Source organism: Pseudomonas frigoris (assembly GCF_047758635.1).
GTDB lineage: Bacteria > Pseudomonadota > Gammaproteobacteria > Pseudomonadales > Pseudomonadaceae > Aquipseudomonas > Aquipseudomonas frigoris.
On sequence record NZ_CP180479.1, the window covers coordinates 5,301,966 to 5,321,071 of the forward strand.

21 protein-coding genes are annotated in these 19,106 nt (G+C 59.1%); 12 read left to right on the forward strand and 9 right to left on the reverse strand.

Annotation, left to right across the window (positions count from 1 at the left end):
* The first annotated feature begins 806 nt into the window (after positions 1-806).
* Both ACMXYH_RS24365 and ACMXYH_RS24370 read left to right on the forward strand, forming a co-directional pair.
* Complete coding sequence (locus ACMXYH_RS24365; protein ID WP_008156111.1) at positions 807-944, forward strand: hypothetical protein; 138 nt, start codon at positions 807-809, stop codon at positions 942-944.
* Positions 945-1,013: 69 nt separating this feature from the next.
* Positions 1,014-1,979 carry a leucyl aminopeptidase gene (locus ACMXYH_RS24370; RefSeq protein WP_403140287.1) on the forward strand — a complete coding sequence of 322 codons (966 nt, stop codon included), beginning with the start codon at positions 1,014-1,016 and terminating at the stop codon, positions 1,977-1,979.
* Between the two features lie 60 nt (positions 1,980-2,039).
* Here ACMXYH_RS24370 and rluB read toward each other — a convergent pair whose 3' ends face one another.
* The 5 genes from rluB to ACMXYH_RS24395 all read right to left on the reverse strand — a co-directional run bounded on the left by rluB (position 2,040) and on the right by ACMXYH_RS24395 (position 6,944).
* A complete protein-coding gene (gene rluB, locus ACMXYH_RS24375) occupies positions 2,040-3,338 on the reverse strand; it encodes a 23S rRNA pseudouridine(2605) synthase RluB (protein WP_347803919.1) in 1,299 nt (432 codons plus the stop codon).
* Positions 3,339-3,614: 276 nt separating this feature from the next.
* A complete protein-coding gene (scpB, locus tag ACMXYH_RS24380; RefSeq protein WP_415765213.1) occupies positions 3,615-4,604 on the reverse strand; it encodes an SMC-Scp complex subunit ScpB in 990 nt (329 codons plus the stop codon).
* A gap of 11 nt (positions 4,605-4,615) precedes the next feature.
* Complete coding sequence (locus ACMXYH_RS24385; protein ID WP_176471533.1) at positions 4,616-5,314, reverse strand: segregation and condensation protein A; 699 nt, start codon at positions 5,312-5,314, stop codon at positions 4,616-4,618.
* A gap of 123 nt (positions 5,315-5,437) precedes the next feature.
* Positions 5,438-6,067: an L-threonylcarbamoyladenylate synthase gene (locus tag ACMXYH_RS24390; protein WP_033056081.1), complete on the reverse strand. Its 630-nt coding sequence runs from the start codon at positions 6,065-6,067 to the stop codon at positions 5,438-5,440.
* A gap of 13 nt (positions 6,068-6,080) precedes the next feature.
* Entirely contained in the window at positions 6,081-6,944 is an 864-nt protein-coding gene (locus tag ACMXYH_RS24395; RefSeq protein WP_347803917.1) for a PHP domain-containing protein, read from the reverse strand.
* A gap of 87 nt (positions 6,945-7,031) precedes the next feature.
* Here ACMXYH_RS24395 and ACMXYH_RS24400 point away from each other — a divergent pair, with 87 nt between their 5' ends.
* From ACMXYH_RS24400 to ACMXYH_RS24425, 6 genes are all read left to right on the forward strand, one after another.
* Positions 7,032-7,628 (forward strand): septation protein A, encoded by a 597-nt coding sequence (locus ACMXYH_RS24400; RefSeq protein WP_283183537.1) that lies wholly within the window; start codon positions 7,032-7,034, stop codon positions 7,626-7,628.
* 1 nt (position 7,629) lies between these two features.
* Positions 7,630-7,929 carry a YciI family protein gene (locus ACMXYH_RS24405; protein WP_008156126.1) on the forward strand — a complete coding sequence of 100 codons (300 nt, stop codon included), beginning with the start codon at positions 7,630-7,632 and terminating at the stop codon, positions 7,927-7,929.
* A 122-nt stretch (positions 7,930-8,051) separates the two neighbouring features.
* Positions 8,052-8,465: a translation initiation factor 2 gene (locus ACMXYH_RS24410; RefSeq protein ID WP_415765214.1), complete on the forward strand. Its 414-nt coding sequence runs from the start codon at positions 8,052-8,054 to the stop codon at positions 8,463-8,465.
* A 7-nt stretch (positions 8,466-8,472) separates the two neighbouring features.
* A complete protein-coding gene (locus ACMXYH_RS24415; RefSeq protein WP_027922300.1) occupies positions 8,473-9,150 on the forward strand; it encodes a response regulator transcription factor in 678 nt (225 codons plus the stop codon).
* Positions 9,151-9,468: 318 nt separating this feature from the next.
* Positions 9,469-9,918 (forward strand): Spy/CpxP family protein refolding chaperone, encoded by a 450-nt coding sequence (locus ACMXYH_RS24420; protein WP_415765215.1) that lies wholly within the window; start codon positions 9,469-9,471, stop codon positions 9,916-9,918.
* Positions 9,919-10,094: 176 nt separating this feature from the next.
* The gene (locus ACMXYH_RS24425; RefSeq protein WP_415765216.1) at positions 10,095-11,435 is read left to right on the forward strand and encodes a sensor histidine kinase; all 1,341 of its coding nucleotides are present in this window, start codon (positions 10,095-10,097) and stop codon (positions 11,433-11,435) included.
* A gap of 113 nt (positions 11,436-11,548) precedes the next feature.
* Here the strand turns inward: ACMXYH_RS24425 and ACMXYH_RS24430 are convergent, their stop codons facing one another.
* On the reverse strand, positions 11,549-12,115 hold the full coding sequence (locus tag ACMXYH_RS24430; RefSeq protein ID WP_415765217.1) for a nitroreductase family protein: 567 nt from the start codon (positions 12,113-12,115) through the stop codon (positions 11,549-11,551).
* A 175-nt stretch (positions 12,116-12,290) separates the two neighbouring features.
* Here ACMXYH_RS24430 and ACMXYH_RS24435 point away from each other — a divergent pair, with 175 nt between their 5' ends.
* Positions 12,291-13,745, forward strand: a complete 1,455-nt coding sequence (locus ACMXYH_RS24435; protein WP_415765218.1) for a TrkH family potassium uptake protein — start codon at positions 12,291-12,293, stop codon at positions 13,743-13,745.
* On the opposite strand, the gene ACMXYH_RS24440 is transcribed toward ACMXYH_RS24435, so the two are convergent.
* Positions 13,702-14,763 carry an AraC family transcriptional regulator gene (locus tag ACMXYH_RS24440; RefSeq protein ID WP_218570135.1) on the reverse strand — a complete coding sequence of 354 codons (1,062 nt, stop codon included), beginning with the start codon at positions 14,761-14,763 and terminating at the stop codon, positions 13,702-13,704. The two genes, ACMXYH_RS24435 and ACMXYH_RS24440, sit on opposite strands and share 44 nt — an antisense overlap.
* Before the next feature lie 160 nt (positions 14,764-14,923).
* On the opposite strand from ACMXYH_RS24440, the gene ACMXYH_RS24445 reads away from it, so the two are divergent.
* Both ACMXYH_RS24445 and ACMXYH_RS24450 read left to right on the forward strand, forming a co-directional pair.
* Positions 14,924-15,235 (forward strand): DUF962 domain-containing protein, encoded by a 312-nt coding sequence (locus tag ACMXYH_RS24445; protein ID WP_129442112.1) that lies wholly within the window; start codon positions 14,924-14,926, stop codon positions 15,233-15,235.
* A 27-nt stretch (positions 15,236-15,262) separates the two neighbouring features.
* The gene (locus tag ACMXYH_RS24450; RefSeq protein ID WP_415765219.1) at positions 15,263-15,853 is read left to right on the forward strand and encodes an HD domain-containing protein; all 591 of its coding nucleotides are present in this window, start codon (positions 15,263-15,265) and stop codon (positions 15,851-15,853) included.
* 105 nt (positions 15,854-15,958) lie between these two features.
* Here ACMXYH_RS24450 and ACMXYH_RS24455 read toward each other — a convergent pair whose 3' ends face one another.
* On the reverse strand, positions 15,959-16,774 hold the full coding sequence (locus ACMXYH_RS24455; RefSeq protein ID WP_008156147.1) for a UDP-2,3-diacylglucosamine diphosphatase: 816 nt from the start codon (positions 16,772-16,774) through the stop codon (positions 15,959-15,961).
* Positions 16,775-16,910: 136 nt separating this feature from the next.
* Here ACMXYH_RS24455 and ACMXYH_RS24460 point away from each other — a divergent pair, with 136 nt between their 5' ends.
* Positions 16,911-17,675, forward strand: coding sequence for a helix-turn-helix transcriptional regulator (locus tag ACMXYH_RS24460; RefSeq protein WP_134421342.1), 765 nt, complete (start codon positions 16,911-16,913; stop codon positions 17,673-17,675).
* A 390-nt stretch (positions 17,676-18,065) separates the two neighbouring features.
* On the opposite strand, the gene ACMXYH_RS24465 is transcribed toward ACMXYH_RS24460, so the two are convergent.
* Positions 18,066-19,091, reverse strand: coding sequence for an IS110 family transposase (locus tag ACMXYH_RS24465; protein WP_415764593.1), 1,026 nt, complete (start codon positions 19,089-19,091; stop codon positions 18,066-18,068).
* Positions 19,092-19,106 lie beyond the last annotated feature (15 nt).

Genomic DNA, 19,106 nt, shown 5'->3' on the forward strand with positions numbered 1-19,106 from the left:
CGTCACCTGTTTGTTTTTATCTGTGACGAAATCGAACCCGACACGCTTGTGGCGCGGCGGAGTGAACAAGGCGGATAGCCTTGAGGTTTGCGCAGATGCGCAGGAGGTCACAGTTAAAACGCGGCGCATTGTACACCTGTAACCCCCTGCTGCCAGACACTGCTGGATCAGCGTGTCATTTGCCGGGATTGCCTGTGTCCGCCTCGAGGGTCTCGGGCGGCTGCAAAATTAGAGTCAGACCTTTGCGGGTCATCGACGGGAGCGACGGAAAAATCGCTCCACGGGGGGAGATGGAGATCAGTCACGGCGTACATTGCGCCTCCTTCTTGTTATGCACCTGCACGACAGGCATGGGGCGCATCTCACCCTTCAACCGCGCCTGAAACAAGCGGGCCAGAGCCCTGCGGAAGGGTCAATTGGCTGTTAGGCGGAAGGTTTTCCTTACATCCCTTCCGCAAGCGTGAAACCAAGGGCTTTGAGGCTTGATTTCGTCAGTATTTCTTTACATGCCGTAACGTAAATTTGCCGAATCAGATCTGGCTGTAGGTTGACTGCAAATTGACGGTAGGACGTATCCTTAGGGAAAGGTCGAGTTAGTTTTTTGTTTTTTATTAACAAATTGCTCAATAAAAAACAGAATAAAAAGTTCAAACAAATCTTATTTGATTATTTTTTTGCATTTTAAAAACCTGTGAACTAGGTTTTCAGCGACTTGCCGAGACGCATCCATCAGCAAGTTGGCGGGTTATTCAATGACTGAAAACGCGCCGCAGCACTTACCGAAAAAGTCATCTAGGAGATTCACAATGCAAGCACTTGAAAAAGACTTGGAAACTGAACTGCAACTGGACGATTGGTTTGAAGCACCGACCCATGACGCCGCCGTTGAAATGATGCAAGCCGATGCGGTTGTTCCGTTCGGCACAGCGATGTGGCCTCTGTAAGACATCCCGGCAGGCACGATCCGGCCGGTTGTGCCTGCCACTTTTTCTCGGTTTGTCAGGGAGGACTACATGGATAAGCAACGCGCCATTTCGCATTTCCTTTACTACCTCGAACATCACCCTGCCGTTGCCGGCATCAACCCGGCGAAGGTCTTGCTCGGCCACACGGCTGATTACCAGGCACTGACGAGCGCCATCGCCGAACAGGCCGGTGCCAGCCCACGCTTCAGTTTCAGCGCGATGCGACTGGATCTGGAACCCACGGAATTGCTGGCCCAGGCGATTGCCGACAGCGATCTGTACATTTTTTTCTACGATTCTTCCACCCTGCCCAACCCACGCCCCGACGGCCCGGAATTTGTCCGCGCGCTGCAAGGCGTCATGGCCGAAAACTGGAAGAAGTCGCTGCTGTTCAAGGATTACGGCGATTACTTCTACGACACGTTCAGTGTCACCCCGCAGCGCATTGCCGGGTTGAACAGCCACTTGATCCAGCGCATGTCCCATGCCACCACGTTAAGTTTCAAAGATGATCACGGCTCGTGGTTCGAAACACCGTTGAGTAGTATCAAGAAGTGGACCGACATCAACGGTGTCGGCAACTTCGATCTGGCGCCTGGTGAAATTGCCACGCACAGCGAGGCCATTAACGGCCGGGTCAAATTCATGGGGACTTTTCTCAGCACCATTCCATTTGCCCGCAAATACGGGGTGCTGGAGTCGCCGCTAGAGTTGTGGATCGAAAACTCGACCATCAGCAAAATCGCCACCGAGGTGCCGGGACTGGAACATGACTTCAACAAGTACCTGGAGGCCAATCCATCCAATCGGCGCATTGAGGAGTTGGGGATCGGCACCAACGAAGGCGTGAAGACGCTGTATGCACGCAATGCAGGGTTTGAGGAGCGCCATTGCGGGCTGCATCTGGGATTGGGGGGTGGCGCGAAGGGTAGCCATCATCTGGACCTGATCTTCTCCAGTGGCGTGTTGGCGCTGGATGATGAGCCTGTGTTTGATGGGCGGTTTGTCTTCTGATTAGCCAGACGAAAAAAAACGCCAACCCGAAGGTTGGCGTTTTCATGTGGCGCTTACCAATTACTCAGGCTTGCGACGACCGAAGCCTGGACGCTGGCCCGAACCGGCTGGCGCACCACGGCGTTTGCCCGATGGAGCGTCCTTGTCGACCAGAACGATGCCTGGACGCTTCTTCGCCGGTGCCTTGGCCGGGCGCTTGGTGTCGGAAGGACGGTCTGCCACCGGCGTACCGCGACCCGACTCACCACGAGACTCGCCACGACCGGCTGGAGCACCGCGATCACTACGACCACCGCTTGGTGCTCCACGGCCTTCGCCGCGCTCGGTGCGACCATTGGCCGGACGTGGCGTGCGTGGACCGCGCTCGCCGTCAGCACGAGGTGCTGCTGGTTTGCGGGCTGGACGCTCGCCTTCGATATGCGGTTCACGAGTATCACGTGGAGTAGCCGCTGTCTGGTTGCCGACCGCTGGACGCAACGTACGCACGCGCTCGGTCTTGCCCATTGGACGCGACGATTTACGCTGCATGCGGTCGAGCTTGTCTTTGCTCTTGGCGTTCATCTGCGGCATGGCCACAGGCGTCAGGCCAACTTCAGCACTCAGAATGTCGACTTCGTACTGGCTCATTTCGCGCCAGCGACCCATCGGCAGGTCAGAGTTGAGGAACACCGGGCCGAAACGCACGCGCTTCAGACGGCTGACCACCAGGCCCTGGGATTCCCACAGACGACGGACTTCGCGGTTGCGACCTTCCATCACCACGCAGTGATACCAGTGGTTAAAACCTTCGCCACCCGGCGCTTGCTTGATATCGGTGAACTTGGCCGGGCCGTCTTCGAGGACGACGCCAGCTTTCAGACGCTCGATCATCTCGTCATCGACTTCACCACGCACACGTACCGCGTACTCACGGTCCATTTCGTAGGAAGGGTGCATCAGGCGGTTGGCCAGCTCACCGTCGGTGGTGAACATCAGCAGGCCGGTGGTGTTGATGTCCAGACGACCGATGTTGATCCAGCGACCTTCTTTCGGGCGCGGCATCTTGTCGAAAACGGTCGGACGGCCTTCCGGATCAAGGCGGGTGCAGATTTCGCCATCCGGCTTGTTGTACATGATCACGCGGCGTACCGACTCGGCGGCTTCTTCGCGCTTGATCACCTTGCCATCAATGGTGATGGCGTCGTGCATGTCGACGCGCTGCCCGAGGGTGGCGTCTTTGCCATTGACCTTGATGCGGCCGTGACTGATCCAGGCTTCTACGTCACGGCGCGAGCCGACGCCGATACGGGCGAGGACTTTCTGCAGTTTCTCGCCTGCTGGGCCGATTTCCTGGTCGTCTTTCTGGTCGTTGATACTCATCTGGGCACCTCCCGGTGTGGTCTGTTCAGGCCTGGCCTGAAGAGTTAAAAGCTGGTACTTGGGCGAAGGGATCGCCGAAGGGTCGCGAATCATACGCTCATGGGAGCGTTCGCGCATCAGAGACTAGCTGATCAATGGAGACTTACTTGTTTTTCCGCCGACCGGCTTTGTGTAGGAGCCGAGCTTGCTCGCGATGACGTCGGCACATACAACATCAAAGTGACTGGAAGACTGCTATCGCGAGCAAGCTCGGCTCCTACAGTTTTTGAAGTCAGGTTAATCGTCTTCGAATGCGCGGCGTTCGGCCTCGATCGCTTCGGCGAGGGCCCGGGCTTCGGCTTCTTCGTCGGTCAACTCGGGCTCGGGCTTGTGTTGTTCAAGGGCGGCGACAGCGGCCAGGAGTTTTTCGCGAGCTTCGGCAACACCCAGCACATCATCTTCTTGTTCCTGCTCTTCTTCGACTGTAGCTTCGGGCTCGACCTGAAGTTCAACTTCGATTTCAGGCTCAAGCTCGGGCTGATCCAGAATCTCCTCGGTCTCAGTCACCGCGTCATCACGCAACAGATCATCAAAGTCGGTCTTGAGCCCCTCCTCCATGGTGTCCAGCTCCAGCAACAACGTGTGGAAACTGGTTTCTTCCTTCGGCTCTTCCGGCTCGGCGCTGGCGTCGGCCAACTCTTGCAGTCCGGCAGGCACCGGCGCGTCGTCGAAATCGAGCACCGGATCAGGCTCAAGCTCGCGCAATTCGGCCAGCGGTGGCAAATCGTCGAGGTTTTTCAAGTTGAAGTGATCGAGAAACGCCTTGGTGGTCGCAAACATCGCCGGCTTACCCGGCACGTCGCGGTAGCCGACGATGCGGATCCACTCGCGCTCCAGCAAGGTTTTGACGATGTGACTGTTGACCGCCACGCCACGCACATCTTCGATCTCGCCCCGGGTGATTGGCTGGCGATAAGCGATCAGCGCAATGGTTTCGAGCATGGCGCGGGAATAGCGCTGCGGCCGCTCTTCCCACAAACGTCCTACCCACGGCGAGAACTTTTCGCGGATCTGCAGACGATAACCGGAAGCCACTTCCTTCAGCTCGAAGGCCCGACCGTCGCAGGACTTGGCGAGAATCGTCAGGGCTTTCTTGAAGACCGGCGGCTCCGGTCGCTCGCCCTCTTCGAAGAGTTCGAACAGGCGTTCAAGCGATTGCGGTTTTCCCGAGGCCAACAGAAAGGCTTCAAGCAATGGCGCCAGCTCGCGGGGTTCAGTCAGGTTCATGATTCAACTCGTTATTCGGCTCGGGCCCGCACGTGGATCGCTGCGAACGGCTCATTCTGCACCAGCTCGACCAAGGATTCCTTGACCAGTTCGAGAATCGCCATAAAGGTTACCACCACCCCCAGACGTCCTTCCTCAGCGGTGAACAGCTCGGCAAAGGGCACGAAACCGCCGCCCTTGAGGCGCTCCAGCACATCGCTCATGCGTTCGCGGGTGGACAGTGCCTCGCGGCTGACCTGGTGACTTTCGAACATGTCACCACGGCGCAACACTTCTGCCATGGACAACAACAGCTCTGAAAGACGCACGTCTGGCAACAGCTTGCGTGCCCGGGCTTCCGGGGCGTCGAGCTTGGGGACGACCACGTCACGACCCACACGGCTCAGGCCATCGATGCCTTCGGCGGCGGCCTTGAAGCGTTCGTACTCTTGCAAGCGGCGGATCAGTTCGGCGCGAGGGTCGTCTTCTTCGGCTTCGATCGTTTCGGCACGCGGCAGCAGCATCCGCGATTTGATCTCGGCCAGCATCGCGGCCATGACCAGGTACTCGGCGGCCAGTTCCAGACGCACCGATTGCATCAACTCGACATAGCCCATGTATTGCCGGGTGATTTCCGCCACCGGGATGTCGAGGATATTGATGTTCTGTTTGCGGATCAGGTACAGCAGCAGGTCGAGGGGACCTTCGAAGGCTTCAAGGAAGACTTCCAACGCGTCCGGCGGAATGTACAAGTCCAGCGGCATTTCCATGACCGCCTGGCCATAGACCATCGCGAAGGGCAGCTCTTGCTGCGCTCCGGCCTGACTGTCGACAACGGGTTCTACTGCAGACATCTACGCCTCGGCCATGAACGGCGTCGGGTCGCCGCAACCAACGCGGATCACTTCCGGCTCGCCGTCGGCGAGGTTGATCACGGTGGACGCCTTGATCCCCCCAAAACCGCCGTCGATGATCAGGTCGACCTGATGCTCGAGCAACTGGCGCATTTCGTAAGGATCGGTCATCGGGTCGGTGTCGCCGGGCATGATCAGGGTCACGCTCATCAGCGGTTCGCCGAGTTCCTCCAACAGCGCCAGGGCAATCGGATGGCTCGGCACGCGCAGGCCGATGGTGCGTTTTTTCGGGTGCAACAACAGCCGCGGGACTTCGCGGGTGGCGTTCAGAATGAAGGTGTAAGGTCCCGGCAGATGAGCTTTAAGCAGGCGGAAGGTGCCGGTATCGATCTTTGCAAACAGCCCCAGTTGCGACAGGTCGCTGCAAATCAGCGCGAAGTTATGCTTTTCGTCCAGCTGTCTCAACCGGCGCACGCGCTCCACGGCATTCTTGTCGCCGATCTGGCAACCAATGGCGTAGGACGAGTCTGTGGGATAAATCACCACCCCGCCGCTGCGGATGATCTCGACAGCCTGTTTGATCAGGCGCGCTTGTGGGTTTTCCGGATGAATCTGGAAAAATTGACTCACATTCTCTACCTGTTCAGACGGCGGCAATAATTGGGTCATGTTTGAATCGACACCACAGTGGTGGCAGATCCTCCGGGAGCGGGCGGTACTCACCGATCTCGGACCAGCCTCCAGGGCCATGAAAATCACTGCCGGCGCTGACCAGCAGACCGAATTCTCGGGCGAGAATCGCCAGGCTGCCCACTTGCTCGGCGGGCTGATGGCCATTGACCACTTCGATAGCGTGGCCCCCTGCTTGAATATAGTCGGCAATCAGCCGGCGACGTTTGCTGCGAGTGAAATCGTAGTGCCACGGATGCGCCAGGCTGATCCAGGCCTTGGCGGCGCGCAGGGTTTCGACCGTGTCTTCCAGGGTCGGCCAATGTTGCTTGACGTCCCCCAGCTTGCCGGCGCCCAGCCATTTGCGGAACGCTTCGGCGCGGTCCTTGACGAAACCTTCACGCACCATCCAGTCGGCGAAATGCGGGCGGGCCGGCGCGTTGCCACTGTCGCCCAGTTCCTGCTGGACGGCCCGAGCCCCTTCCAGCGCACCCGGCATGCCTTTAAGCGCCAACTTGCGGCTAATTTCTTCGGACCGTAACCAGCGGCCATCGTGCAATTTTGCGATGGCCTCGACCAACGGTGCAGCGTTGACGTCGAAACCATAGCCCAGCACGTGAATGGTCGCGCCGCCCCAGGTGCAGGACAATTCGACGCCGTTGACCAGTTGCATCCCCAGCGCAGTCGCCGCACTGCGAGCCTCGTCGAGGCCCTCGAGGGTGTCGTGATCGGTCAAGGCCAGGACTCGCACGCCTTTCTCGAATGCACGCGCAACCAGTACTGCAGGCGCGAGAGCGCCATCGGAGGCCGTGCTATGGCAGTGCAAATCAACATTCACAGGACTTTTTTACCTCAAATCAGCTGGCGCTATCGCGCGCCCATATGTTTGTTATTATGCCGCCACATCCTGCTTCTGGCTGCCACTGTGAAACAATTCATCGATTTCATCCCGCTTCTGCTGTTCTTCATCGTCTTCAAACTCGATCCCCGGGTCGTCGACATTGCCGGCCACGAGGTAACTGTAGGCGGTATCTACAGCGCCACCGCCATGCTGATCATCAGCTCCCTGGTGGTTTACGGCACGCTGTTCATCAAGCAGCGCAAGCTCGAGAAGAGCCAGTGGCTGACCCTCATCGCCTGCCTGGTCTTCGGTAGCCTGACCCTTGCGTTCCACAGCGAAACCTTCCTGAAATGGAAAGCCCCGGTGGTGAACTGGCTGTTCGCCCTGGCGTTCATTGGCAGCCACTTCGTCGGTGAGCAACTGCTGATCAAACGCATCATGGGCCACGCGCTGACCCTGCCGGAGCCGGTCTGGACCCGCCTGAACATTGCCTGGATCGGGTTTTTCCTGTTTTGCGGTGCCGCCAACCTGTTCGTCGCGTTCACCTTTCAGGACTACTGGGTCGACTTCAAAGTCTTCGGCAGCCTGGGCATGACGCTGCTGTTCCTGGTCGCCCAGGGCATTTATTTGTCCCGCCACCTGCACGACGCCGATACCACAACGCCAAAAACCGAGGACTGACATGCTTTACGCAATCATTGCCACAGACGTCGCCAACTCCCTGGAAGCCCGCCTGGCCGCACGGCCTGCACACCTTGAGCGCCTGCAAGTGCTCAAAGGTGAAGGTCGCATCGTTTTGGCCGGCCCACACCCGGCTGTCGACAGCAATGATCCGGGCGCTGCGGGTTTCACCGGCAGCCTGATCGTCGCCGAATTCGATTCCCTGAGCGCCGCCCAGGCTTGGGCCGACGCTGATCCGTATATCGCCGCAGGCGTCTACGCCAACGTTTCGGTCAAGCCGTTCAAGCAAGTCCTGCCGTAACTTTCCCCTACAAATGCCCCCGCACGATGAACCTTGTCGGTTCATCGTGCTCTCAATCGCTCATTATTCTCGTTTGCCTGCCGACAACTTGCCCAATAACTCGATTGGAATCAGGAGTCGCGATGCGCAAGGGTCCGTTGTGTCTGATGTTGGTGACGTTGTCGATCGTGGCCCCCGCCCACGGTGAAGAAAGCGCCGAGGGCGGTAATTCCACGCCATTGTCCCTAAGCGCCGGCAGCCAGATCACCGAGTTGCAACAGCGCTTGAAGGTAAGCGAACAGCAACGAGAAGTACTGAGCAAACAACTGAAAAATACCGATGCCGAACGCGAAAGCGCTCAGCTGAGCCGGTTGCGTCAAGAGAATCAGCGCCTCAAGCTGCAACTCAAGGAAGCCCAGGCCAGCAGCCCGCTGCCGCGTCTATTGACCGATCAGCAACAGTGGTTCGTCATCGGCGCCGCAGTAGCGCTATTGGCGCTGCTCTGCGGTATCTTCGCCAGTGGTGCCACCAGAAAACGTAGGCAATGGCTAAATTGAGTGAGTCATGAGCGAGCTGTTATTAATTGATGATGACCAGGAGCTGTGTGAGCTCCTGAGCAGTTGGTTGAGCCAGGAAGGCTTCCAGGTCCGCGCCTGCCACGATGGTCAGAGCGCCCGTCGCGCACTGGCCGAAACCTCCCCGGCTGCCGTCGTGCTCGACGTGATGCTGCCTGACGGCAGCGGCCTGGAATTGCTCAAGCAATTGCGCAGCGATCACCCGGACTTGCCGGTGCTGATGCTCTCGGCCCGCGGCGAGCCGCTGGACCGTATCCTCGGCCTGGAACTCGGCGCCGACGATTACCTGGCCAAACCATGCGACCCACGGGAACTGACAGCCCGGCTGCGTGCCGTGTTGCGCCGCAGTCATCCGGCGGCGGTGTCCAGCCAGCTGGAACTGGGCGATCTGTGTTTCAGTCCGGTGCGCGGCGTGGTCAGCATCGATGAACAGGAATTCACCCTCACCGTCTCCGAAAGCCGTTTGCTCGAAGCCCTGCTCAAGCAACCCGGCGAGCCGCTGGATAAACAGGAACTGGCGCAAATCGCCCTCGGCCGCAAGCTGACGCTGTACGACCGTAGCCTGGACATGCACGTCAGCAACCTGCGCAAAAAGATCGGCCCGCACCCCGACGGCCGCCCGCGCATCGTGGCCCTGCGCAGCCGCGGCTATTACTACAGCCTCTGAAACCATGCGATCCGTTTTTTGTAGCAGCTGCCGAGCCCGCGAGGCTGCGTTCGGCTGCGAAGCCAGACGCCGCGGACTTTCAGGTGAACCGAGCGCGCAGGATTTACGACTGCTGCGCAGCCGAACGCAGCCTCGCAGGCTCGGCAGCTGCTACATAGGTCAGTTCTTTCAGAGAGAAGTAGGCAAAGTGTTGGATTTGTCAGGTCAATCTGAAATCGTCTTTACCCAAGCTTTACGCTCCGCTGACCGCCGCTGACCTTGATCTCCGTAATCTGTACTCATCCGGAACGTACCGGGAACGAGACAAGGAGATTCACCATGCGCAAGACTCTTATCGCTCTGATGTTCGCTGCCGCCCTGCCAACCGTTGCCATGGCCATGCCTGAAGGTGCCGGCCCGATGGGTGGCCCGATGGACGGCTCACGCTATGGCGGTCAGATGCACGGCATGCACGGCAAAGGCCCGTACAGCCAGCTGGACCTGAGCCGCGAACAGCGCGAACAGATCCGCAAAATCATGGGCGAGCAGATGCATGAGCGTAAGCAAGTGGTCGACAAGTACCTGGAAAAACTCTCGCCAGCCGACCAGAAAGCCATGAAAGATGAAATGGCGGCCAACCACAAGAAAGCCGAAGCCGACGTGCGTGCCCTGCTGAAACCGGATCAACAGAAGCAATTCGACGAGATCCAGAAAAAACAGGCTGAGCGTCGCGCCGAATGGGCCGAGTTCAAGGCCTGGAAAGCGCAACAGCCGCAAAAGGCGCAATAATGCGCTAACCCCCGGACCCGACGGCTAACACCGTCGGGTCTGATGCCACTCAGTTTAATGTGGGAGCGGGCTTGCTCGCGAAGGCGGTGTGTCAGATACAGAGATGTTTACTGATACACCGCCTTCGCGAGCAAGCCCGCTCCCACATTGGATTTGTGTTTGTTTGAGGATTTTCTGTGCGCTCATTGTTCTGGCGTATTCTGGCCAGCTTCTGGTTGGCCATCGCTCTGGTTGCAGGGCTCTCCATTCTGCTGGGGCACATGCTCAACCAGGACGCGTGGATTCTCAGCCGCCATCCGGGCCTCAATACCTTGGCCGAACAGTGGACGCAAACCTACGAGTCACAGGGTGAAGACGCGGCCCAGGACATTCTGGAACAGCGCAAACGCCAATATCACATTGACGTTCAAGTGCTCAACGAGAGCGGCGATCCGGTGGTGCGCGGCACCTTCCCACGCAGGGCGGCTGCCTTCGAAGCGCGGCAGAACAACGATGATCGCCGCCTGCCATGGCGACGTCTGACCGCGGAGTACACCAGCGAAAAAACCGGCGACACCTACCTGCTGATCTATCGCATTCCGCACCCGGAACTGGACTCCTGGCACCGCGAAAGCCTGCTCTGGCCGTTGAGTGCGCTGGGCATTGCGCTGGTGGTGCTGACCTTGTTCAGCCTGTTCGTGACGATGTCCATTACTCGCCCACTCAACCGCTTGCGCGGCGCGGTGCATGATCTGGGGCAAACCACCTACCAACAAAACAGCCTGGTAAAACTGGCCAACCGGCGCGATGAGTTCGGCGTGCTGGCCAACGACTTCAACCGCATGGGCGCGCGCCTGCAAAGTTTGATCGGCAGCCAACGGCAGTTGCTGCGGGATGTGTCCCATGAGCTGCGTTCACCGCTTGCCCGGCTGCGCATTGCGCTGGCACTGGCCGAGCGAGCCAACCCTGAAGAACGGGAAAAACTCTGGCCGCGCCTCACTCGGGAGTGCGACCGGCTGGAAGCGCTGATCAGCGAAATCCTGGTACTGGCCCGGGTCGATGCCGACAACGCCAGCGCTGAAGAGGTTGATCTCAATGCGCTGCTCAACACCCTGCAAAAGGATGCTCAATTGGGTTCGCCGGAGCAGAACGTGCACCTTGAGGCCGAGCCGCAGCTGAACCTTAAAGGCTGGCCGACGATGATCGAGCGCGCCGTCGACAACCTGCTGCGCAACGCTCAGCGGTTCAACCCGGTGGGGCAAGCGATTGAAATGCAGGCGGTGCGTCAGGGTGAGCGGATTGTGGTCAGTGTGCGTGACCACGGGCCAGGCGTAGAGGCCACGCATTTGAGCCAGTTGGGTGAGCCGTTCTATCGGGCGCCGGGGCAGACGGCGGCTGGACATGGTTTGGGATTGGCCATTGCGCGCCGTGCGGCGGAACGGCATGGCGGGAGTCTGGTGCTGGCCAATCATCCCGATGGCGGGTTTATCGCCAGCCTGGAATTGCCTCTGGTGCCGGGGGCTGTTGTTCAGCCGTAGTGCAGTGGTGATGCGAAAAGATCGCAGCCTCGTTTCACTCGACAGCTCCTACAAGGGTTATGCGTACACCTGTAGGAGCTGTCGAGTGAAACGAGGCTGCGATCTCTTGATCTTCAGATCTCGCCAGGCCAGGCGCTGACGAATTCAGCCAGATCGACTTTCTCCGCCACGCGCGGCTCTTTCTGCGGCGTCCCCAGATAAAGAAACGCAATCACCTCTTCCCCTTCCGCCAAACCCAATCCCTTGGCCACATGCGTCGAATACGCCAGTTCACCCGTGCGCCACACCGCGCCAATCCCTTGCGCATAAGCCGCCAGCAAAATCCCGTGAGCCGTACAGCCCGCCGCCAGCAGTTGTTCGGACTTCGGATATTTGACGTGATCCTGCAACCGCGCGATCACCACAACCACCAGCGGCGCACGCAGCGGGCCGTTACGCGCCTTGTCCAGCGCCGCCTCGGACACTTCACTGTCCTGCAGCTTCGCCGCTTCGGCCAGCAACTCGCCCATTTGCTCGCGCGCCGCGCCTTCGACTGTCAGGAAGCGCCAAGGCTGCAAGTGGCCATGGTCTGGCGCACGCATCGCAGCGCCAAACAACACTTCGCGTTGTTCTGCGGTCGGTGCCGGTTCGAGCAGTCGTGGAACGGAAACACGGTTGAGCAAAGCGTCGAGAGCCTGCATCGGCCACCTCCTGAAAAAAATGTGAAGCCATTCTAGGGCCTGCCATCAATTATTGCCTGCGCCGCACAGGCAATAATTGTTGGCAGGCCCTGCAACCACCTCGGGAGTGCCGGTTTACATAGCAGGCCCCACAGGTAGAATGGCGCCCTTCCCTATTTCAGCCCGAGCGGACTTCATGGCGTTGCCGACCTTACGGACTATTGGTTTCATCATCGGCATCTTCCTGATCACACTGGCCATCTCCATGGTCGTGCCCATGGCCACGCTGGTGATTTTCGACCGCACCAGCGACCTGCCGTCGTTCCTCTGGGCCAGCATGATTACCTTTGTCGCCGGCCTCGCGCTGATCATCCCCGGTCGCCCCGAACACGTACACCTGCGTCCGCGAGACATGTACCTGCTGACAGTCAGCAGCTGGGTGGTGGTGTGCATCTTCGCCGCGCTGCCGTTCCTGCTGACCCAGCGCATCAGCTACACCGATTCGTTCTTCGAAAGCATGTCCGGCATCACCGCCACCGGCTCGACGGTGCTCAGCGGCCTGGACACCATGTCCCCCGGCATCCTGATGTGGCGCTCGTTGCTGCACTGGCTCGGCGGCATTGGCTTTATCGGCATGGCGGTAGCGATTCTTCCACTACTGCGCATCGGTGGCATGCGGCTGTTTCAGACCGAGTCGTCGGACCGTTCCGAAAAAGTCATGCCCCGTTCGCACATGGTGGCGCGTTTGATCGTTGCGGCCTACGTCGGCATCACCATTATCGGCAGCCTGGCGTTCTGGTGGGCCGGGATGAGCCCGTTCGATGCGATCAACCACGCGATGTCGGCGATTTCCACCGGCGGTTTCTCAACGTCCGACCAGTCTCTGGCCAAGTGGACGCAACCCGCGGTGCACTGGGTGGCGATCGTCATCATGATCCTCGGCAGCCTGCCGTTCACCCTGTATGTAGCGACCTTGCGCGGTAACCGCAGGGCATTGATCAAGGATCAGCAGGTTCAAGGCTTGCTCGGTATGTTACTGGTGACCTGGCTGGTGCTTGGCACCTGGTACTGGTGGACCACCCAGCTGCATTGGCTGGAGGCGCTGCGGCATGTGGCGCTGAACGTGACCTCGGTGGTGACGACCACCGGTTTCGCACTCGGGGACTACAGCCTGTGGGGTAACTTCTCGCTGATGCTGTTCTTCTATCTGGGTTTTGTCGGCGGGTGCTCGGGCTCGACCGCTGGCGGGATCAAGATTTTCCGCTTCCAGGTTGCTTACATCCTGCTCAAGGCCAACCTTAACCAGTTGATTCACCCGCGCGCTGTAATCAAGCAGAAGTACAACGGTCACCGCCTCGACGAAGAGATCGTGCGTTCGATTCTGACCTTTTCGTTCTTCTTCGCCATCACCATCTGCGTGATCGCGCTGCTGTTGTCGCTGCTCGGCGTGGACTGGATGACCGCCCTTACCGGCGCAGCCAGCACGGTGTCCGGCGTTGGCCCAGGACTGGGCGAGACCATTGGCCCGGCGGGCAACTTCGCCACCCTGCCGGACGTTGCCAAGTGGATTCTCTCGTTCGGCATGCTACTGGGCCGACTCGAGATCATTACGGTGTTTGTTCTGTGTATTCCGGCGTTCTGGCGTCACTGACAGGAGCAGGTGCGCCCATCAGGCGCGTCCGGTACTCGCCGGGGGTGGCGTCAAACCAGCGGCGGAAAGCGCGGAAGAAGTTGCTCGGATCGGCGAACCCCAGCAGGTAGGCAATTTCCAGCAGGGTCATGGTCGGCTGCGCCAGGTATTGCTCGGCCAGCTCACGTCGCGTGTCGTCCAGCAACGTCTGAAAACTCGTGCCCTCTTCCTGCAAGCGTCGCTGCAAGGTGCGTTGCGACAGATGCAGCGTCTGCGCCACGGTATCGCGCTTGGGTTCGCCCTGGGGCAGCAAACGGCACAGCACCTGCCGCGCCTTGTGGGTCACGCGACTCTCGGAAAACCGCGCCAGGTACTCACCGGCAAACCGGTCATGCAACAGCGCCATCGCCTCATTGGCGGTAGGCAGCGGTGCCTCCATGTCAGCGCGTTCGAAGATCAAGGCGTCATACGGCGCGTTGAACACCAAAGGTGCGTGGAAGGCTTGTTTATAGGGTTCGAGATCGACGGGCTGATCACCCTGCACCAGCACCTTGCGCGGCTGCAGGGTGCGTCCGGTCAGCCAGCCGCACAGCGCCAGGGCACAGGCCAGTGACGCTTCGGCACTCTGCCGGGTCGGTGGCAGGTGGTCGCCGTGGACCGTCAGAATCAGCGCGTAGCCTTCTTCCAACAATCGGAAACTCAGGTCGGCACTTTCCGCAATGATCCGCTGATAACGCACCAGCCGTCGAAAGCCTTCAGCCAGGGTCTGACTTGACATCAAGGCGTAGCCCGCCACATGGAAGGAGGCCGGTCGCACCACCTTGCCCATGTTCAGGCCAATCGCCGGGTTGCCGGACAGCTCAACCGCGCGCTGCCACAGTCGTGTCATGGAATCTTGCGGGAAGCGCGCGTCCGGATCATCCAGTGCCGCGTAGTCGAGCCCCAACTGCTTGAACAGAACCCGGCAATCCAGGCCGTCCATCTCCAGTGCTTTGACAATCCCCATCGCCCAGCTTGCAGAAGTCGTTCGTTCGCTCATGTCGTCCACTTACATGATGAGCCGCATGCTACGGCCAATTTCCGAAGGATACTAAAGTGGCGCCTATTGTCACTGGCTGATGCCTATGATCACTCTAGACTCAAATAAGCTACCCGCAGAACAACTTGCAGTCAGAACAATAACCACAGAGATCGCAGTCGTGGAAAACATCAAACGTTTCAACAGCTTCGCTGAGTTCTACCCGTATTACCTCAGCGAACACAGCAACAGTACGTGCCGACGACTGCACTTTATCGGCACGACGCTGGTTATTTTCATCCTGGCCCTGACCATCGGCAAAGGCGCCTGGATGCTGTTGTTGGCTCTACCGCTGGCGGGTTACAGCTTCGCCTGGGCCGGGCATTTCTTCTTCGAGAGGAATCGTCCTGCGACCTTTCAACATCCGTTTTACAGCCTGCTCGGCGATTTCGTCATGTACCGAGACATGATTCTGGGTCGCGTGCCGTTCTAGGCGCAATGAACCACAGGAGGACAGCCGATGAATGCCAACGCCCGTTTCACCCACATGCAGGACGGCACGCAGGAAGACTGGGCGATCATCGCCGCATATTTCAGTGCCTATGCTAGGCAATTGCCGACACGGATTGTGGCGCATCTGAAATTACTGGAGGGGGACTTTGGCGGCTTCCCGGTGGATCGTCTGACCCATTCCCTGCAAACCGCCAGCCGTGCCTGGCGTGATGGCCGCGATGAAGAATACGTAGTCTGCGCGCTGCTTCACGACATTGGCGACACCTTGGGTTCCTACAACCACCCGGACATCGCTGCGGCAATCCTCAAGCCGTTCGTCAGCGCCGAGAACCTGTGGATGGTCGAGAAGCACGGGATTTTCCAGGGGTATTACTTCTTCCATCATCTAGGGATGGACCGGCATCTACGCGAGCAATTCAGCGGGCATCCGCAGTATCAGGCGACTATTGAGTTCTGTGCCAAATATGACGCTGCGGCGTTCGATCCAGCGTATGACACGCTGCCGCTGAGCTTCTTTGAACCGATGATGGAACGGTTGTTTGCGCAGCCCAGGCATTCAATTTACAAGGCGGCGATGGAAGAACATTCGCCAGCCTGAAAATCAAAAGATCGCAGCCTTCGGCAGCTCCTACAAGGGGTCGCGTTTCCATGTAGGAGCTGCCGAAGGTTCGGGCCGCGTTCGGACGATCTTTGCTTTTGCGGCCTATGCCGGCTCTGCGATTTTGATGGCCTTCAACTCAGCCTCCCGCGCCTGGGCATCCGCCAATCGGTACAACTCGATCGAGCCATCCCAATGCTCGATCAGCGCGGTGCACGACTCCACCCAATCCCCGCAATTGAGGTAATCCACCCCGCCGACCTTGCGAATCTCGGCATGGTGAATGTGCCCGCACACCACCCCGTGCAACTCGCGCTTGACGCATTCGTGAGCGATGGCTTCTTCGAAATCGCTGATGAAGCTGACCGCAGTTTTGACCTTGTGTTTGAGATACGCCGACAGCGACCAGTAACCGTAGCCATAGCGTGCGCGCCAATGGTTGAGCCAGCGGTTGAGGGTCAGGGTGAATTCGTAGGCCGAGTCGCCGAGAAAGGCCAGCCAGCGGTGATACCTCGTGATCACGTCAAACTGGTCGCCATGAATGACCAGAAGATGGCGACCATCGGCGGTCACGTGCACGGCTTCATCCACCAGTTGGATATTGCCCAGAATCAGCTTCGAGTAGCGGCGCAGGAATTCGTCGTGGTTGCCGGTGACGTAGATCACCTCGGTGCCGCGCTTGCTCATGGTCAGCAGGCGACGGATCACATTCGTGTGCGCCTGAGGCCAGTACATGCCGCCGCGCAGCTTCCAGCCATCGATGATGTCGCCGACCAGGTAGATCTTGTCCGCGTGATAGCCCTTGAGAAACTGCGACAGGTGTTCGGCCTGGCAATCCCGGGTACCCAGATGCACGTCGGAAATCCACAAGGTCCGCACACGTTGTTTACGACTGGGTTTGGCGAGCTCGGCGCTGGTCATGGGCAACCCTCTGCAAAAGTTTTTGCAACTTTGCGCCGGTCGGGTTAATTGCCCATGACAGTGGCGAGTCAGTCCTGTGACAGCGCCCCACGATTGCCCTCGGTGTAGACTGGCCGCCTTGCCCTGGAGACCTGCGATGAGACCGATCCTCACGCTACGCCAATACACTCATGACCTGATCGTCCATAGCCACGACCACGCGCAGCTGGTGTTCGGGCTGTCGGGTGCGCTGGATTTCGAGGTCGACGGGCGTGGCAGCCAGGTGGTCCAGCAGAGTTTCGTGGTGGTGCCATCCGGTTTCCATCACGCCTGCGGTAGCGCCAATGGCAGCCGTTGCCTGGTACTGGATGTGCCCAGCGACCAATGGGTTTCTCAGTCCCTGGGTGATCACGCCGAAGCCAGTCGTCGTTTACTCGACAACGCCGGTCGCCTGTCGCTGGATGCCGGGCAAAGCCAATTAGTCAGCTGGTTGGCAGGCAGTCAGGTCAGCGATCCACTGATCGCGCAACAAGGCGCGGTGTTGTTGCTGGCCAGCCTCAACAACGCCAAACCCGAGATCGTCGGCGGTCGGCGCCTGCCTTATGCCGCGCTGAATGCGCACATCGATCAGTACGCTGCCTATCCACTTCAAGTCGCCGATCTGGCGCGCGTCGCCGGTCTGTCCAGCGCTCGGCTGCATGCACGGTTCGTTGCTGAATGCGGGCAGACGCCGATGGATTACATCCGCAGTCGACGTTTGCACATGGCCGTGGGCTTGTTGCGGGATTCGGCGCTGCCGATCGGCGAGATTGCCAGTCGGGTCGGTTACAGTTCACAGAGCGCCTTCGCGGCGGCGGTGTTGCGGGAGTTCGGTGCCTCACCCGGCAAATTGCGGCGCGAGGTTTGCGACAAAAGGCAATAGTTTGCCGACAGACACAACTGGCTTCACACGGTTCAATGTAGGAGCTGCCGAAGGCTGCGATCTTTTGATCTTGATTCTGGATCTTTTTCGGGATCGCTTAAGATCAAGATCAAAAGATCGCAGGCTTCGCCAGCTCCTACATCTATGGTTACCCCCTTTTCTGCAATACTGTTTTTGATGCGTGTTTGGCTTGCTTTCATCTATCCGGCGTCTGAGTGGGGGTTGTGGTCCCCGCGCCTCGATGAGAATCGATGCCCGACGATCCTAATTAGTGGAACGGCCTTTCAGCCGTGTAGGAGCTCAGGGTTGTCGTCAGGCCGGTTGGCCGTTCACGTCATCTGTTATCCAGCATCGCAAAACCAGGTGGGTGGTGCTCGGGTGACAGCAGGGTCAGGCGTTCATCTTGGCTGGCCCTGCATCGAATTCAGTGTGGTGTGCTGCGATTGCCCAGGCGATCCTCGCCAGCTTGTTGGCCAGCGCACAGACCACGAGATTGGAGTGATGGTGGGACGCTAATAACTGGCGGACCCAGTCCGCCAAAGCGCCTTTCTGTCGCTCCAGCTGGATCAGGTAGACACGGGCGCACTGGATGAGCAGGCGCCTCTGGTTTCGATCACCGCGCTTGCTGATGCCCAACAGGACGGTCTTGTCGCCCGTGGAATGCTGTTTGGGCACCAGCCCGATGGAGGCTGAATAGCCTCGGCCGCATTTGAATTGTTTGCCATCGCCCAACTCGGCAGCCAGGACGGTGGAGGTGATCGGGCCTAAGCACGGTATTGTCATCAAGCGCGATGCCAGATCATCTTCAGCGGCCTGGCATTGCACTCGCTTATCCAGTGTCTTGATCCGCTCAGTCAGGTAGTTGAAGTGCTCATGCAGCATCGTCAGATTTAGTTTGATGGCCTCAGAGAATGAACTCGTCTCAAGCAGCCCCGGCAGTTCATTGATCGACTTGAAGCCGGGGGCCAGGCTGACGCCAACCTCCAGAAGGGCGGCGTGAATCCGATTGACGGTTGCGGTGCGGTCTTTGATGAACGCATCGCGGGTGGAGTTGAGCATGGCCAGCGCCTGTTGGGCCTGGGTTTTGGGCGGCACAAAGCGCATGGTGGGGCGAGTCGCCGCCTCGCAGATCGCCTCGGCATCGGCGAAGTCGTTCTTGTTGCTTTTCACGTAAGGACGCACGAGATGAGGGGCGATGAGCTTGGGCGTATGGCCCAGCTTGGCGACCTGTTGTGCCATGAAGTGGGCGCCGCCACAGGCTTCCATCACGACGGTGCAGGGTTCGAGATTCGCCAGATGTTGGATGAGCGTCATTCGAGTGAATTTTTTGCGGTAGAGCTCATTCCCGCGCTCATCTTGTGCATGCAGATGGAAGGTACGTTTTCCTAAGTCGATGGCGGCAATAGCTACTTTCATGGCAACGGTCTCCGA